The organism is Xanthomonas sp. DAR 34887, assembly GCF_041245805.1.
GTDB classification, from domain to species: Bacteria; Pseudomonadota; Gammaproteobacteria; order Xanthomonadales; family Xanthomonadaceae; genus Xanthomonas_A; species Xanthomonas_A tesorieronis.
The window spans coordinates 561,014-577,238 of sequence record NZ_CP162490.1; the positions used below are offsets into that span (position 1 = coordinate 561,014).

Annotated in this window: 15 protein-coding genes; 11 read left to right on the top strand and 4 right to left on the bottom strand. The window is 68.2% G+C overall.

What is annotated here, in order from left to right; translation table 11 throughout:
* Window positions 1-5: 5 nt before the first annotated feature.
* The 5 genes from coxB to AB3X08_RS02565 are packed head-to-tail and all read left to right on the top strand — an operon-like array spanning window position 6 to window position 4,250.
* The gene (gene coxB / locus AB3X08_RS02545; RefSeq protein ID WP_369936015.1) at window positions 6-995 is read left to right on the top strand and encodes a cytochrome c oxidase subunit II; all 990 of its coding nucleotides are present in this window, start codon (window positions 6-8) and stop codon (window positions 993-995) included.
* Between the two features lie 30 nt (window positions 996-1,025).
* Entirely contained in the window at window positions 1,026-2,636 is a 1,611-nt protein-coding gene (gene ctaD / locus AB3X08_RS02550; protein WP_184414776.1) for a cytochrome c oxidase subunit I, read from the top strand.
* The gene (locus AB3X08_RS02555) at window positions 2,636-2,767 is read left to right on the top strand and encodes a hypothetical protein (protein ID WP_369936016.1); all 132 of its coding nucleotides are present in this window, start codon (window positions 2,636-2,638) and stop codon (window positions 2,765-2,767) included. The genes ctaD and AB3X08_RS02555 overlap by 1 nt, the downstream gene beginning before the upstream one ends.
* Entirely contained in the window at window positions 2,764-3,354 is a 591-nt protein-coding gene (locus tag AB3X08_RS02560) for a cytochrome c oxidase assembly protein (protein ID WP_369936017.1), read from the top strand. The genes AB3X08_RS02555 and AB3X08_RS02560 overlap by 4 nt, the downstream gene beginning before the upstream one ends.
* Window positions 3,355-3,374: 20 nt before the next feature.
* Window positions 3,375-4,250 carry a cytochrome c oxidase subunit 3 gene (locus AB3X08_RS02565; RefSeq protein WP_369936019.1) on the top strand — a complete coding sequence of 292 codons (876 nt, stop codon included), beginning with the start codon at window positions 3,375-3,377 and terminating at the stop codon, window positions 4,248-4,250.
* 99 nt (window positions 4,251-4,349) lie between these two features.
* Here the strand turns inward: AB3X08_RS02565 and AB3X08_RS02570 are convergent, their stop codons facing one another.
* Complete coding sequence (locus AB3X08_RS02570) at window positions 4,350-4,568, bottom strand: twin transmembrane helix small protein (RefSeq protein ID WP_003480622.1); 219 nt, start codon at window positions 4,566-4,568, stop codon at window positions 4,350-4,352.
* 30 nt (window positions 4,569-4,598) lie between these two features.
* On the opposite strand from AB3X08_RS02570, the gene AB3X08_RS02575 reads away from it, so the two are divergent.
* From AB3X08_RS02575 to AB3X08_RS02595, 5 genes are all read left to right on the top strand, one after another.
* The gene (locus AB3X08_RS02575; protein WP_369936021.1) at window positions 4,599-5,357 is read left to right on the top strand and encodes an SURF1 family protein; all 759 of its coding nucleotides are present in this window, start codon (window positions 4,599-4,601) and stop codon (window positions 5,355-5,357) included.
* A gap of 27 nt (window positions 5,358-5,384) precedes the next feature.
* The gene (locus AB3X08_RS02580) at window positions 5,385-5,960 is read left to right on the top strand and encodes a hypothetical protein (RefSeq protein WP_369936022.1); all 576 of its coding nucleotides are present in this window, start codon (window positions 5,385-5,387) and stop codon (window positions 5,958-5,960) included.
* A gap of 11 nt (window positions 5,961-5,971) precedes the next feature.
* Window positions 5,972-7,135 (top strand): COX15/CtaA family protein, encoded by a 1,164-nt coding sequence (locus AB3X08_RS02585; protein WP_369938391.1) that lies wholly within the window; start codon window positions 5,972-5,974, stop codon window positions 7,133-7,135.
* Window positions 7,132-8,025, top strand: a complete 894-nt coding sequence (cyoE, locus tag AB3X08_RS02590) for a heme o synthase (protein ID WP_369936024.1) — start codon at window positions 7,132-7,134, stop codon at window positions 8,023-8,025. Before AB3X08_RS02585 ends, cyoE begins: the two co-directional genes overlap by 4 nt.
* A gap of 84 nt (window positions 8,026-8,109) precedes the next feature.
* Window positions 8,110-9,843: a methyl-accepting chemotaxis protein gene (locus AB3X08_RS02595; protein ID WP_369936025.1), complete on the top strand. Its 1,734-nt coding sequence runs from the start codon at window positions 8,110-8,112 to the stop codon at window positions 9,841-9,843.
* Between the two features lie 200 nt (window positions 9,844-10,043).
* Here AB3X08_RS02595 and AB3X08_RS02600 read toward each other — a convergent pair whose 3' ends face one another.
* Window positions 10,044-11,639 (bottom strand): thioredoxin family protein, encoded by a 1,596-nt coding sequence (locus tag AB3X08_RS02600; protein WP_369936026.1) that lies wholly within the window; start codon window positions 11,637-11,639, stop codon window positions 10,044-10,046.
* A gap of 298 nt (window positions 11,640-11,937) precedes the next feature.
* Window positions 11,938-12,927 (bottom strand): bile acid:sodium symporter family protein, encoded by a 990-nt coding sequence (locus AB3X08_RS02605; RefSeq protein ID WP_369936027.1) that lies wholly within the window; start codon window positions 12,925-12,927, stop codon window positions 11,938-11,940.
* Between the two features lie 245 nt (window positions 12,928-13,172).
* Between AB3X08_RS02605 and AB3X08_RS02610 the strand changes: the two genes are divergently transcribed.
* Entirely contained in the window at window positions 13,173-14,309 is a 1,137-nt protein-coding gene (locus AB3X08_RS02610) for a lipase family protein (RefSeq protein WP_369936028.1), read from the top strand.
* A 140-nt stretch (window positions 14,310-14,449) separates the two neighbouring features.
* Here the strand turns inward: AB3X08_RS02610 and dnaG are convergent, their stop codons facing one another.
* Complete coding sequence (dnaG, locus tag AB3X08_RS02615) at window positions 14,450-16,192, bottom strand: DNA primase (RefSeq protein WP_369936029.1); 1,743 nt, start codon at window positions 16,190-16,192, stop codon at window positions 14,450-14,452.
* Window positions 16,193-16,225: the final 33 nt, after the last annotated feature.

The following is a 16,225-nucleotide window of genomic DNA, read 5'->3' on the forward strand; positions in this document are numbered from 1 at the left end:
AGGCAATGAAGCAATGCGGCATGTGGAAGCAACAGGCGGTCAGGGGCGCGATGGCATTGGCGGCGGCGCTGGCCGCACCGATGGCGTGGGCACAATCGGCCGATCCGAAACCCTGGCAATTGAACATGGGCCGCGGCGTCACCCAGAGCGCGCGCAACGCCTACGATTCGAACATGCTGTCGCTGTGGATCTGCGCGGCCATCGGCGTGCTGGTGTTCGGCGCGATGGGCTATGCGATGTTCAAGTTCCGCAAGTCCAAGGGCGCGGTCGCGGCGCAGTTCAGCCATAACACCAAGGCCGAAGTGATCTGGACGGTGATCCCGGTGCTGATCCTGATCGCGATGGCGTGGCCGGCCACGGCCAAGCTGATCGCCATGTACGACACCCGCGATGCCGAGCTGACGATCAAGGTCACCGGCTACCAGTGGATGTGGCGCTACGAATACCTGGGCGAGAACGTGGCCTTCACCAGCCGCCTGGCGCGCGACTCGGACCGCATCCGCCAGAGCGGCCAGGTGCCGACCCTGGAGAGCAACCCGCACTACCTGCTCGACGTGGACAACCGGCTGGTGCTGCCGGTGAACACCAAGGTGCGGTTCGTGATCACTTCCGACGACGTGATCCACGCCTGGTGGGTGCCGGCGCTGGGCTGGAAGCAGGACGCCATCCCCGGGATCATCAACGAAGCCTGGACCGACATCGACACGCCCGGCGTGTACCGCGGCCAGTGCGCCGAACTGTGCGGCAAGGACCACGGCTTCATGCCGATCGTGGTCGAGGCGGTGTCCAAGCAGGACTTCCAGAAGTGGCTGGCGGCACGCAAGCCGGCACCGGCGGCGGCTCCGGCCGCGCCGGCCGCCGCACCTGCCGCAGCGCCCGCCACGCCGGCGGCGCCGGATGCGCCCGCGCCCGAGGCCACTGCGCCGGCCGCGCCGCCGCAGGCCCTGCTGCTCCGTCTTCGTTCCGGCTCGCACCTGACCGTGCAAGCCGCCTGATCTCCTGCATTTCTTTTTGAGGTAGCCGCCATGGCCCATTCCGCAGTCGATCACCACGACGAGCACGGGCATCAGCAGAGCTTCGTGGAACGGTGGTTGTTCTCCACCAACCACAAGGACATCGGCACGCTGTACCTGCTTTTCAGCTTCACGATGTTCATCGTCGGCGCGGCGATGAGCGTGGTGATCCGTGCGGAGCTGGCGCAACCGGGCCTGCAGTTCGTCAAGCCCGAGTTCTTCAACCAGATGACCACCGTGCACGCGCTGGTGATGATCTTCGGCGGGGTGATGCCGGCCTTCGTCGGCCTGGCCAACTGGATGATCCCGCTGCAGATCGGCGCGCCGGACATGGCGCTGCCGCGCATGAACAACTGGTCGTTCTGGCTGCTGCCGGTGGCCTTCACCTTGCTGCTGCTGACCTTCTTCCTGCCCGGCGGCGCGCCGGCCGGCGGCTGGACCCTGTACCCGCCGCTGTCGCTGCAGGGCGGCTACAACGTCGCCTTCAGCGTGTTCGCGATCCACGTCGCCGGCATCAGTTCGATCATGGGCGCGATCAACATCATCGCCACCGTGCTCAACATGCGCGCGCCCGGCATCGACCTGCTGAAGATGCCGATCTTCTGCTGGGCCTGGCTGATCACCGCGTTCCTGCTGATCGCGGTGATGCCGGTGTTGGCCGGCGCGGTGACCATGCTGCTGACCGACAAGTTCTTCGGCACCAGCTTCTTCAATGCGGCCGGCGGCGGCGACCCGGTGATGTACCAGCACATCTTCTGGTTCTTCGGGCATCCGGAGGTGTACATCATGATCCTGCCGGCGTTCGGCGTGGTCAGCGAGATCATCCCGACCTTCAGCCGCAAGCCGCTGTTCGGCTACCAGGCGATGGTGTACGCGATCGCCGCGATCGCGTTCCTGAGCTTCATCGTCTGGGCCCACCACATGTTCACCGTGGGCATGCCGCTGGGCGGCGAGATCTACTTCATGTTCGCCACCATGCTGATCTCCATCCCCACCGGGGTGAAGGTGTTCAACTGGGTCAGCACCATGTGGCAGGGCTCGCTGACCTTCGAATCGCCGATGCTGTGGGCGGTGGCGTTCGTCATCCTGTTCACCATCGGCGGCTTCTCCGGGCTGATGCTGGCGATCGTGCCGGCCGACTTCCAGTACCACGACACCTACTTCGTGGTCGCGCACTTCCACTACGTGCTGGTCACCGGCGCGGTGTTCGCGCTGATCGCGGCGGTGTACTACTGGTGGCCGAAGTGGACCGGGCGCATGTACAACGAGGGCTGGGCCAAGTTCCACTTCTGGTGGACGATGCTGTTCGTCAACCTGTTGTTCTTCCCGCAGCACTTCCTCGGCCTGGCCGGCATGCCGCGGCGCATCCCCGACTACAACGTGGTGTTCGCCGACTGGAACCTGGTCAGCTCGATCGGCGCGTTCGGCATGTTCGTCACCCCGTTCCTGATGGCCGGCATCCTGCTGGCGTCGCTGCGCAACGGTGCGCGCGCCGAGGCGCGTTCCTGGGAGGGCGCGCGCGGCCTGGAATGGACCGTGCCGTCGCCGGCGCCGGCGCACACCTTCACCCTGCCGCCGGTGCTCAAGCCCGGCGACCTGGCCCACGACGACATCAGCCACTGATGACCGCGCAGACCCCGCTCGACGATCTGGCCCTGCGCCGCAAGCGCGCCGTGCGCACCGCGTTGGTGGTGGGCGCGGTCGCGGTGCTGATCTATGTCGGCTTCATCCTGTCCGGGGTGATCGGCCGATGAGCGCGCCGGCGCCGCGGGTGCACAGCAGCGCCGGGCTGTTCAAGCTGGTCGGCGTGGCGCTGGCGGTGTTCGTGCTGACCTTCTCGCTGGTACCGCTGTACCGCATCGCCTGCGAGAAGGTGTTCGGCGTGCGCCTGGAGCGCGGCCCGGGCGAAGGCCCTCAGGCGGGCAAGCCGCTGCTCGGCAAGCGCACGGTCAAGGTCGAGTTCGACGGCGGGGTGAATTCCAAGCTGCCGTGGTCGTTCCATCCCGAGCAGCTGACCATGCAGGTGGTGCCCGGCGAGCTCAACGAGGCGCTGTACTACGCGCGCAACGACGGCGAACGCGCCATCGTCGGCAGCGCGGTGCCGTCGGTGGCGCCGGCGCGCGCCTCCGGCTACTTCACCAAGACCGAGTGTTTCTGCTTCACCGCGCAGACCTTGCAGGCCGGCGAGAAGCGCGACATGCCGGTGCGCTTCATCGTCGACCCGAACCTGCCCGCCGACGTCACCACCATCACCCTGTCGTACACCTTCTACAAGAACGATGCGCTGAGCGCGGAACTGGGATCGCCGAAACTGGCCGGTTCCGCGCGCGCGGCCCCTTGACCTCACCCGGAACGCCCGCCATGGCCCAGCCCAGCACCGACGCCACTGCCTATTACGTGCCCAGCCAGAGCCGCTGGCCGTTCATCGGCTCGATCGCGATGTTCGTGACCATGATCGGCGTGGCCAGTTGGCTCAACGACGCGGCCTGGGGCAAGTGGACCTTCTTCACCGGCATCGCGATGCTGGTGGCGACCTTGTTCATGTGGTTCGGCGACGTGATCCGCGAATCGATCGCCGGCCACTACAACCGCCAGGTCGATGTGTCCTTCCGCATGGGCATGGTCTGGTTCATCTTTTCCGAAGTGATGTTCTTCGGCGCGTTCTTCGGCGCGCTGTTCTACACCCGCACCTTCATCCTGCCGTGGCTGGGCGGCGCCGGCGACGGGGTGATGACCAACGCGCTGCTGTGGGACGGCTATTCGGCGGCGTGGCCGACCAATGGCCCGGGCGCGATCGGTGGCCAGTTCCAGACCATCCCGGCATGGGGCCTGCCGCTGATCAACACGCTGATCCTGCTCAGCTCCGGCGTGACCCTGACCATCGCCCACCATGCGCTCAAGGCCGGCCAGCGCACGCGGCTGATGGTGTTCCAGGCGCTGACTGTGGCGCTGGGCTGCACCTTCCTGTACTTCCAGGCCGAGGAGTACATGCACGCCTACAAGGAGCTCAACCTGACCCTGGGCTCGGGCATCTACGGTTCCACCTTCTTCATGCTCACCGGCTTCCACGGCGCGCACGTGCTGCTGGGCACGATCATGCTGCTGGTGATGCTGTTGCGGATCGCGCGCGGGCACTTCAGCCGCGACAACCACTTCGCCTTCGAAGCGGCGGCGTGGTACTGGCACTTCGTCGACGTGGTGTGGCTGGCGTTGTTCCTGTTCGTCTATGTGCTTTGACGGCGGGGATTGGGGAGTGGGGATTGGGGATTCGCAAAGGCAGGAGCGCGAGCATCCGCTTTTGCGAATCCCGATTCCCGAATCTCCAATCCCGGCACCTCAGCGACCTAGCCCGTGCGGCTTGATCACGCCGGTGTAAATGCCCAGGATCACCAGCAGGATCAGGCACACCGATAGGCCGATGCGCCAGGTCAGTGCGTTCACCGTGCGCTTGCTCTGGCCGCGGTCCACCAGCAGGTAGTACAGGCCGGCGCCGAGGTTCCACAGAATGACCAGCAGGAACGCGACGATCAGCAGGGTTTTCAGCGAGTCGTTCATGGGCGTCTCGGTGCACGGTATCGCCGCATTATGACTCTCGCCGCGTCTTCGCGCGTCGCCGCGCGCGCGCGCATGCCGCTGTGGCTCGGCTGGAGCATCGCGCTGGCGGTGGCGCTGGGATTCTGCGCGCTGGGCCGCTGGCAATTGCTGCGCATGCACGAGAAACAGGCCCTGCTCGCGCAGGCCGCGCACATCCGCGACCGCCCACAGACCCTGGCCGCTGCGCTTGCCGCGGCGCGGCCGACGCAACTGGCGTGGGTGCACGGCACTGGCCGTTTCCTGCCGGGGCAGATCCTGCTCGACAACCAACTGCGCGAGGGCCGCAGCGGGGTCAAGGTCTACCAGCCATTCCTGGCCGATGGCGCATCGGCGCCGTTGCTGGTCGAACTGGGCTGGCTGCCGCTGCCGGCCGACCGTGCGTTGCCCAGGCCAGTGCCGTTGCAGGGGCGGTCCACGCTGGTCGGCCTGCTCGGGCCGGCGCCTTCGCATGGGCTGACCCTGGGGCCGGCGCTGGTCGCCGCGCCGGCGCCGCAGCTGTGGCTGGCGATGCGCATCGAGCCGGCGGCGATCGGCCAGGCGCTCGGCCGCCGCGACATTTTGTCGCAGGTGCTGCGCCTGGATCCGGCGCTGCCGCTGGGCTATCCGCGCGATCTGGACATGCTGCCGAACACGCTGCCGCCCGAGCGCCACCTGGGTTACGCGGTGCAATGGTTCGGCCTGGCACTGGCCGTGCTGGTCACCGCCGGCCTGCTCAGTTGGCGCGCGCGCAAGGGGCGGGGCGGGCGCTGAGCGCGCGCCCATGAGAAAATCCCCGGCATGAATGCCTCCCCTACGGCTCCACGCCAGGCGACCGCGCGCGGCCGCTGGACGTTGATCGCGCTGTTCGCCCTGTTCTTCGGCTCGATGCTGGTCGCCGGCGCGCTGCGTTTTTCCGGCTGGCAACCGGCCAGCAGCCGCAACCACGGCGAGTTGCTGAAGCCGCCGGCCGACCTGCGCGCGCTGCAACCGCGGCTCGACGACGGCAGCGTCTACGCCTGGCAGCCGCAGCAGCGCCTGTGGCGCATCGCGCTGGCCCCGCCGTGCGACTGCGGCAGCGCCTGCGACGCGCTGGCGCGCGACCTGGACAAGGTCTGGCAGCTGTTCGGCCACGACGCCGACCACGTGCAGATCCTGTGGATCGGCACGCCGCCGGCGGCGGTGCGCGCGTTGCCGCAGGTGCGCGTGCTGCGCGCCGACGCCGCGCTGCTGAACGGCCTGCCGCGCGTGCACGACGCGGCCGGGGTGCCGGTCTACGTGATCGATCCGAACGGCTTCGTGGTGCTGCGCTATGCGCCGGGCTTCGATCCGGCCGGGTTGCGCGCGGACCTGTCGAAGCTGCTGAAACTCCTGTGAGCCGTCCCCCTATGAACCTGTTCGCGCCACCGGCGCTGTTTCGGCACTTCCATCGCATGGCCTGGCTGGCGGCGTTGTTCACCGCCAGCACGATCATGTTCGGTTCGTTCGTGCGCCTGTCCGATGCGGGCATGAGCTGCCCGGACTGGCCGACCTGCTACGGCCGGGTGACCTGGCCGCAGAGCAACGCCGAGGCCAACGCACATGCGGCCAGCAAGATCCGGCCGCTGGAGACGCACAAGGCCTGGCGCGAGCAGGTGCACCGCTTCCTGGCCGGTGCGCTGGGCGTGGAAGTGCTGGTGCTGTCGCTGCTGGCCGCGCGCCGGCGGCGCCTGGGCATCGTCCAGATCGTCGGCGCCGCGCTGCTGGTGGCGCTGTCGATTCCGCTGTACATGTCCGGCTGGCCGTCGCTGGCGATGGCGCTGGCCGCTGCCGGCGAAGCGATCCTGCTGCTGGCGGCGTTGCGCTGGTCCAACAGCGACCTGGCGCGCGCGGCGGTGCTGACCCTGGCGGTGGTGATCTTCCAGGCGCTGCTCGGCATGTGGACGGTGACCCTGCTGCTCAAGCCGATCGTGGTGATGGGGCATCTGCTCGGTGGCCTGCTGATGTTTTCGCTGCTGGTGTGGATGGCCTGGCGCGCCACCCACCTGCCGATCACCCTGGCCGACGCGTCGCGGCTGAAGTGGCTGCTGCGCATCGGCGTGGCGCTGCTGGCGCTGCAGATCGCGCTCGGCGGCTGGGTCAGCGCCAACTATGCCGCGCTGGCCTGCGGCGGCGGCAGCTGGTCGGCCGACAACTTCCCGCGCTGCGTCAGCCAGTGGTGGCCGCCGCACGATTTCCGCGAAGGCTTCACCCTGTGGCGTGGCATCGGCGTGGACTACGAAGGCGGCGTGCTCGACGGCGCGTCGCGCATCGCGATCCAGATGGCGCACCGGATGATGGCGCTGCTGGTGGCGGCCTATCTGCTGTGGCTGGGCTGGCGGCTGAGCCGCTCGCCGGGCATGCGCGGCTGGGCGGCGGCGCTGGCGCTGCTGCTGGTGGCGCAGGTCAGCCTGGGCATCCTCAACGTCAAGCTGGCGCTGCCGCTGCCGGTGGCGGTGCTGCACAACGCCGGCGCGGTGGCATTGCTGTTCGTGCTGGTGTCGCTGCTGGCGCGCCTGCGGGCGCCGCAATGAGCGCAACGGGCATCCACTGGCGCGACTACTGGGACCTGACCAAGCCCAAGGTGGTGGCGCTGATCGTGTTCACCGCGCTGGTCGGCATGTGCCTGGCGATTCCCGGCGTGCCGAGCTGGGCGCAGGTGCGCACCGGCCTGATCGGTTTCTTCGGCATCTGGCTGGCGGCATCGGCCGCGGCGGCGATCAACCAGTTGCTGGACGCGCGCATCGATGCGCAGATGGCGCGCACCTCGTGGCGGCCGCTGGTGGTGGGCAAGGTGCTGCCGTGGCAGGTGCTGCTGTTCGCCACGGCGTTGACCGCACTGTCGATGGCGATCCTGGTGATCTGGGTGAACACCATCACCGCGGTGCTGACCTTCGCCTCGCTGATCGGCTATGCGGTGATCTACACCGTGTTCCTCAAGCGCACCACGCCGCAGAACATCGTCATCGGCGGCCTGGCCGGCGCGGCGCCGCCGCTGCTGGGCTGGGCCGCGATCACCGGCATGCAGGGCCAGTGGGACTGGGCCTACGCGTCGCTGCTGGTGCTGATCATCTTCGTGTGGACGCCGCCGCATTTCTGGGCGCTGGCGATCTTCCGCCGCGCCGACTACGCCAAGGCCTCGATCCCGATGCTGCCGGTCACCCACGGCGTGGCGCATACGCGCAAGCAGATCCTGGTGTACACGTTGCTGCTGGTGATAGTGACGCTGCTGCCGGCCGCGGTGGGCATGAGCGGAGTGTTCTACCTCGGCGGCGCGCTGGTGCTGAACGCGGTGTTCGTCTGGTACGCCTGGCGCATGCTCGATCCGCCGGACGAGATGTTCTCGATGCGCATGTTCGGCTATTCGATCGTGTACCTGATGGCGCTGTTCGCGTTCCTGCTGGTCGATCACTGGATCGGCTGAACCGTCCATTCAGTTCTCCGCTCAAGTGCTGGCGGTTGCGGTCGCTACCGAACCACCGAGTTCGGCAAAGTCGCGGAGAAGCACATGTGGGGCAAGAGCAAGCAAGAAGCGGCGAAGCTGCAGGCAACGATCGAGCGCTTGCGCGAGGCTGAGGCCGAACGCGACCGCGCGCGCGCGCAGGCCGAAAGCGCCCGCGCCGATCTGGACTATCTGCGCGGCCGCTTCGATCTGGTCACTGCCGGCACCACCGACGGCTTGTGGGACATGAGCGTGATCGCCGGCGATCCGGTCAACCCCTCCAACGAGTTCTGGTGGTCGACGCAGTTCCGCGCGCTGCTCGGCTTCGCCTCCGAGGCCGAGTTCCCGAACGTGCTCGACAGCTGGGCCTCGCGCCTGCACCCGCAGGACAAGCAGGCCACGCTCGATGCGTTCGCCGCGCACCTGGCCGACCGCAGCGGCCAGACCCCGTACGACGTGGAATACCGGCTGCAGCTGAAGAACGGGCAGTACCGTTGGTTCCGCGCGCTCGGCACCACGCAGCGCGACGCCCACGGCGCGCCACTGCGGGTGGCCGGCTCGCTCACCGACATCTCCGAACGGCGCGAGCGCGATGCGTTCCTGGACGTGGTGCTGACCCGCTTCGAACTGGGCGCGGACATGCTCAACGACGGCCTGTGGGACATGAGCGTGATCGCCGGCGATCCGATCAACCCGGCCAACGAATTCTGGTGGTCGCCGCAGTTCCGCACGCTGCTCGGCTTCGCCTCGGAAGCCGAATTTCCGAACGTGCTCGACAGCTGGGCCTCGCGCCTGCATCCGGAGGACAAGCAGGGTGCGCTGAATGCCTTCGCCGCCCATCTCAACGACCGCAGCGGCCGCACCTCCTTCGACATCGAGTACCGGTTGCAGCAGAAGAGCGGCGAGTACCGCTGGTTCCGCGCGCGCGGCCTGACCAAGCGCGCCGCCGACGGCACCCCGCTGCGCGCGGTCGGCGCGTTGCTGGACATCCATGCCGCGCGCCAGCTCGGCGAGGCCGCGCGCACCCTGCAGTCGGCGGCCGCGGACATGGTCGAGGACAACAGCGACCTGGCCCGGCGCACAGAGCAGCAGGCGGCGGCGCTGGAAGAGGCGGCCAGCTCGATGGAAGAGATCACCAGCACCGTGCAGCGCAACGTCGAGCATGTCGGCCACGCCAACCGGCTGGTGGACGGCGCCAGCGACGTCGCCCAGCGCGGCGGCGAGGTGGTCCGCGACGTGGTCCAGACCATGGCCGGCATCGAGAGCGCGTCACGCAAGATCGCCGACATCATCAGCGTGATCGACGGCATCGCGTTCCAGACCAACATCCTCGCCCTGAACGCCGCGGTGGAAGCGGCGCGTGCCGGCGAGCAGGGTCGCGGCTTCGCCGTGGTCGCCACCGAAGTGCGCAGCCTGGCCCAGCGCTGCGCCGATGCGGCCAAGGAAGTGCGTGGGCTGATCGCCGGCTCCAGCGAGCAGGTCGATCGCGGCTCGGCGTTGGTCTCACGTGCCGGCGCCACCATGGAAGAATTGCTCGGCTCGGTGCGCGAGGTGCAGCGGATCATGACCGACATCGCCGGCGCCAGCCGCGAGCAGAGCGCCGGGATCGGCCAGGTCAACCAGATCGTGATGCAGATGGACACGGCCACGCAGCAGAACGCGGCACTGGTCGAAAAGATGGCCGATGCCGCGCGCGAGCTGGAAGGGCAGGCGCAAGGCTTGAACGCGCATACCGGCAGCGGACGCCGCCCTGGCAGCCATGGTGCCGGCCAGTCGATGACGTCGGCACGCGCGGCCTGACTGGCGTAGGCCGGCACCCGGCGCGGCCTGCGCGCGCCGGGCGGCGGCGCGAGCGGATCGAGTGCATGCGGCGCGGGACGACCGCGCCGTCGCGAGGTGGCCGGCCCGGTGCCGGGACTGCGGCGGATGCCGTACAGCGCTTGGCCGCTCCCGGTGGCGCTAGATGCTGTCGCGGTCGGTGGCGACAGCGCCTGGCGCGTTCACCCCAGCCAATGCTGGCAGCTGTCGCGGTCCTGGCTGCCGCAGCTCTGCTGCATCTTGTTCTGCAGGCGCGCGAGCACGGCACTGCCGCCATGGTCCTTGCTCCAGCCCTGCAGTGTCTTGGCCAGGGTGTCGAAACGCTGCTTGGTGCGTTGGTGGTAGCCGCCGGGCTGCCCGGCCAGTTCGCCGATGACCTGGCCGGCGGCGGCCTCGATCGCGTCCGCGTTGTCCGGTTGCAGCCGGATCAGGCCATCGACGTAGAGCACGCCCCACTGCACGCGGGTGGCCGGGCCTTCGGCGCTCTCGTAGGCTTTCTTCAGCCAGTACAGCGCGGTCTGCTTGTCGCCGCGCGCCTCGGCCAGGTCGGCCAGTTCCGGCATGTAGTAGTACGGCGTCTTGCTGCGCCCCAGCTCGGCCAGCAGCAGCTGTTCGGCGCCGGCGCTGTCGCCGGCGGCGTCGAGCAGGCTGGCGGCATTGCTGATCGTGGACTGGCGTTCGTAGTCGGTCTTGGCGGCCTGTTCGGCCCACTGCACGCGCTGCTGCACCTTGGCGACCACCGCGGCCGGCAGCGGCGGATGCGGCGGATGCGGCGCGTCGCCGGCGTCGGCCGGCTGCCCCTGCGCCAGCCGCGCCAGCTGGATGTCGGCGTACGCGGTATCCAGACGATCGCTGATCGGCAGGCTGCTGTCGGCGTAGACCTGGTCCAGCGCGCGGCTCAGCGCGCTCGACAGCGTGGCCCGTTCGCCGGCATCGGCGGCCGCGGCCTGGACCAGTTCGCGCGCCGAGTAGGTCAGGGTGCTGCGGTTGGCGCGGACCTCGGCCGGATCGGCCAGTACCGCCTGCAGCAGGCTGCGGTCGGCAGCGCGGCGCTTGGTGTCCCGGGTGCCGGCCTTGTCCGGTGGCTGCGCGGCCAGCGCCAGCAACGCGAAGCGGCGCTGCAGTGCCGGCTGCGGCGCGGTGGCGGCCAATTGCGCGAGCACACCGGCGGCCTGCTCCGGCTTCACCAGTTTGCTCGCATCCACCGCCCAGCCGTATTCGCCGAGCAGGGTCCAATCGTCGGCGCTGAGGGTGGCCGGCGCCTGCAGCGCCTTCTGCAGCAGCTGCGCCGACGTGGTGGTGCGCGTGGCGGCCACGCGCAAGGCCTCGGCCAGGCGCCCGGTGTCGCTGTCGCCGGCCAGGCGGGTGATCTCGCTGCGATCCGGGCGCAGCACGATGATGGTCGGATAGCCCTTGATGCCGAAACGTTCGCCCCAGGCCTGCGCGCCTTCCGAATCGCCGTCCAGATGCACCGCGACGAAGGCGCGGGTGCGTGCGATGAAGGCCGGGTCCTTGAACAGCGTGGCCTTGAGCCGGTTGCACGGCGGGCACCAGGCCGCGCCCCAGTACAGCAGCACCGGCTTGTTCTGCTCGCGCGCTTCGGCGAAGGCGTCGTCGACGTCGCCTTCGCGCCAGGCGATACCGGAGCTGTCGGGCGCCTTGGCCGGCGCGGCGGCCTGCGGCTTGGCGGGAGCGGGCGGTTTGTCGCAGCCGCCCAGCGCCAGCAGTGCGGCAAGGCTGGCGGAGGTCATGACGGAAAGGTGGAGCGTGCGGCGCATACGTCGGTCACCGGGCGAAGAGGGGAGGGCGGCAACGGCGGATGCCGTGCAGGCCATGGCGCCAATCGCGCACTCTACCTAGCCGATCGTGCCGCGGGTATCCGGCGGATATGCCGGTTGCGCATTTGCATATGCAGCGATTCAGCGGCGGCCAGTGCGGGCATGTAGCTCGGCACGGACGGCGGCGCGTGGCCGCCATCGCGCTGCGTTCTGTTTTCACCAGGCGCAGCGCATGCACCCGAGTGGCGGCCGCGCCTTCTCGAACAGGTGGCGCCGATCCGTCGCCGTCCCGCGCTCGCTAGTCCTTTGTCGCCGTCTGCGTTTCGCGGGCATAGCGTTGCGCGACGAAGGCGCAGACGATCAGCTGGATCTGGTGATAGATCATCACCGGCAGCACGATCGCGCCCAGGCTGCCGCCGGCGAACAGCACCTTGGCCATCGGCACGCCGGTGGCCAGGCTCTTCTTCGAGCCGCAGAACACGATCGGGATCTCGTCGCGGCGGTTGAAGCCTAGCCGCCGCGCGCCGAAGGTGATCAGCCCCATCGCCAGCGCCAGCAGCAGCGCGGCGACCGCGGCCACGCCGAGCAGCGCCGGCAGCGGCGTCTTGCGCCACAGGCCTTCGATCACCGCGGCGCTGAAGGCGGTGTACACCACCAGCAGGATCACCCCCTGGTCGGTGTAGCGCAGCACCGCGCGCCGGCGCTCGACCCAGGCGCCGACCCAGGGCCGCAGCAGGTGGCCGGCCACGAACGGCACCAGCAACTGCAGCATGATCTTGCCCATCGCCTCCAGCGGGTTGGCCATCGCGCTCTGCGCGCCGGCCAGCAGGCCCATCAGCAGCGGGGTCAGGAATACCCCGAGCAGGCTCGACAGCGAGGCGCTGCACACCGCCGCCGGCACGTTGCCGCCGGCCATCGAGGTGAACGCGATCGACGACTGCACGGTGGACGGCAGCGCGCACAGGAACAGCACGCCGATGTACAGCTCCGGGGTCAGCAGCCAGTGCGACAGCGGCTTGAGCAGCAGCCCCAGCAGCGGGAACAGCACGAAGGTGGCGGCGAGGATGGTCAGGTGCAGGCGCCAGTGCAGCGCGCCGGCGACGATCGCCTCGCGCGACAGGCGCGCGCCGTGCAGGAAGAACAGCGCGGCGATGGCGATGTCGGTGACGTCGTCCATGATCGCCGCGGCCTGCCCGTGCACCGGCAACAGCGAGGCCAGCAGCACCGTGCACAGCAGTGCCAGGGTGAACGGTTCGATGCGCAGGCGCGCGAGCCAGGACTTGAGCATTGAGGGGGAGAATCGAGCGGCGGGGAGTGGTGCATTCTAGGAAGCATGGCGCCCGCACGCGAATCCGGACGCACGGCGTAGACAACTCGCAGACATGTTACGGCGCCAGCGGTTTCGGTCGAATGCACGCATCAGCGGCTTGCTAGATTGCGGTGGCCCGTCCGATTGGGGGAGCGCGTCGGGCACGATGGCTCGCCGCGTGTGCGCCATCGCCTCCCGCTTCTCCAGGGATCAGGAGCACGCACATGCAATACGATCAATATCAGACCGTGTTTGCGCTTTCGAGCTTGGCCAATTGGGTCAGCAAGCGATTCGGCAAGACGGAACATCTGCAGATCGACTATCAGAAAACCATTCAGGCAACGCTGGCATCATCGCCAGCGCAGGCGGTGATCGGCAGCTGGGAGTTGGCATGGGGTCCGCAGGTCTGGCAGAAGGAGGGCACGTTCCGTTCGGGCAATGCCATGTTTGTGGCCAAGACGAGCACGCTTGGAGAACTGGTCGGAGAGGTCTATGTCGTGGCGATCGCCGCCACTGATCCATTCTCTCGCTACGACTGGGTGACGGAGGATTTTGACGTCACCAGCGTGGTCGACTTTTTGACCTACGATCCCACCGTAAGCGCCCCGCCAGTTGCATTGACGCAGCCCAGTGATGCCAATACTGCTATTTCGATGGGAACAGCGATTGGCGTCTGGCATCTGCTCAACATGGTGAGCCCGCTGTCGGCGGTATCGCCTGGCAATACGCTGACCGCATTCCTGAAAACTCTGCCAAGTGGGGCAAACGTGATCTTCGCCGGCCATAGCCTGGGTGGTGCGTTGTCACCCACCATGGCGACTTGGCTCAAGAGTAACAATAAGCTGGAAGGATGCAATGCGGTGTATTGCTATCCGACCGCTGGCGCGACATCAGGAAATGCGACTTTCTCCGACCTGTGCAATTCGACGTTGCCACCGACGACCGGCGATGGCTACAAGGTATGGAATCGCGATCTTTGGAACTCGCTCGACGTGGTGCCGCATGCTTGGAAGGCGGCCATGCTTGAGCAGATCAAGACGTTGTATGAAAACGAAGAGATCCCGGTGATCAGTAAGAACGTCAGCAAGGCCGAGAGCAATGCGGCGTCGTCAGGAGTCACCTACACACAGATCCCAAACCAGGAGCTGCCCGGAACGTTGCAGGGTGTTCCGAAGAACGCGTTCGAATTTATCTTGCAGGCGGCAAAACAGCACACGACCGCTTATTCCAGCCTGATTGCTCACAAGCTGAACCCGGTGCCGCCGCAACTCCATGAGCTTCTGACGACGGAACTCGATCAGGATGCAGAGCTGTATGGGTTGCTAGCGTGGCTCGAAGCGGAAGCGCGCGCAGCGACGTGAGCTCGGGCATCGGAACCAAGTGGGCGATCAGCGTATCCGCATCCGCTGCTTGAAAAGACATGGTGACCGCAGGGTGCGATCGCCATCGTCGCCCGACGCTTGGCAGCACCCGGCGGCGGGCTGCGTGTCTCGCTGATGAATCAATGCAGCGCTGCGCGCGCCTTGAACAGTTCGCGCAGTTCGTACTTGTCGGTCTCGTCCAGGCCTTGCGCGCGCTGCTTGGCCTGCAGTTCCTCCAGCCGTTGCTGCAGGGTCTGCCGTTCCAGCTGCACCACCACGTCGTGCAGTTCCTGGCGCCAGCTGGCGGTTTCGCCGGGAATCTCCTGCACCGCCAGCTTCTGCAGCGCGGGCAATTCCTCGCGTTCGTGGAAATGCTCGAGCAGGGCGCCGGTGGAGATGTCCGGGCGCGTGTGCACGATCTCCAGCAGCTCGATCATCAGCTCGATGCCGGGCAGGCGCAGGCCGGCGAACGGGTAGGGCGGAGGCAGGTCCAGCGCCAGCGCCGGCGTGTGCAGCAGGCGCACGATCGCCTCGCGCACCAGGCTGCGCTTTTGCGTCGGCCGTGCCATCGCGCGCGGCGGCGGCTTGACCGGCTGCGCGGCGGCGGCGGGCGCGGGACCGCCGATGCCGGTGATCTCGGCCAGGCGCTGGCGCATCAGGTCGCCGAACGCGCCATCGGGAATCTGCGCCAGCATCGGCCGCGCGCGTTCGGCCAGCCGCGCCTTGCCGTCGAGCGTGGTCAGGTTGACCTCGCGCGAGAGCTCGTCGAAGAAGAATTGCGACAGCGGCGTGGCCTGCTGCAGGCGCGCGGCGAAACCGTCGGCGCCTTCCTTGCGCACGATGCTGTCCGGGTCCTCGCCGTCGGGCAGGAACAGGAAGAACGCCTGGCGCCCGTCCTTCATCCGCGGCAGCACCGACTCCAGCGCCTTCCAGCCGGCGCGGCGGCCGGCGTTGTCGCCGTCGAAGCAGAAGAACACGTCCGGCGCGTTGCGGAACAGCAGTTCGGCGTGTTCGGAGGTGGTCGCGGTGCCCAGCGTCGCCACCGCCTGGGTCACGCCGAACTGGAACAGCGAGACCACGTCCATGTAGCCCTCGACCACGATCAGCCGTTCGATCTTCTGGTTGGCCTGGCGTACCTGCCACAGGCCGTACAGTTCGCGGCCCTTGTGGAACAGCGCGGTCTCCGGCGAGTTCAGGTACTTGGGGCCGTCGTCCTTGTCCATGACCCGGCCGCCGAAGGCGATGACCCGGCCGCGGCGGTCGAAGATCGGGAACATGACCCGGTCGCGGAACTTGTCGTAGACGTGGCCGCGCTCGTTCTTGGAGAACAGCCCGGCGCGCTCGAGCAGCTTGTGGCGGCGTTCGTCGGTGCCCAGCGCGTCCTTCAGCGCGCTGTAGCCGTCCGGCGCATAGCCGATCTGGAAGCGCGCGCGGTTGTCGGCGTCCACGCCGCGGCCATCGAGGTAGCTGCGCGCCTTGTCGCTGGCGTCGAGCTGGCGCTGGAAGAACTTGGTCGCCGCGTCCAGTGCCGAATACAGGTCGCGGTGGTCGTCGCCGGCAGCCTGCGCGGCGCCGCGTTGTTGCGCGTCGCGCGGCACTTCCATGCCGGCGCGCTTGGCCAGTTCGTCGACCGCGTCGAGGAACTCGAGGCGGTCGTAGTTCATCAGGAAGCTGATCGCGGTGCCGTGCGCGCCGCAGCCGAAGCAGTGGTAGAACTGCTTGGTCGGCGAGACCGTGAACGAGGCCGAGCGCTCGTCGTGGAACGGGCAGCGCGCCGCGTATTCCTTGCCCTGGCGCTTCAGCGGCACGCGCGTGCCGACCACCTCGACGATGTCGGTGCGGGCAAGCAGGTCGTCGATGAATGCGTCGGGGATGCGGGCCATGGACGATAGGATGCCACGCGTCCGCGCCACCGC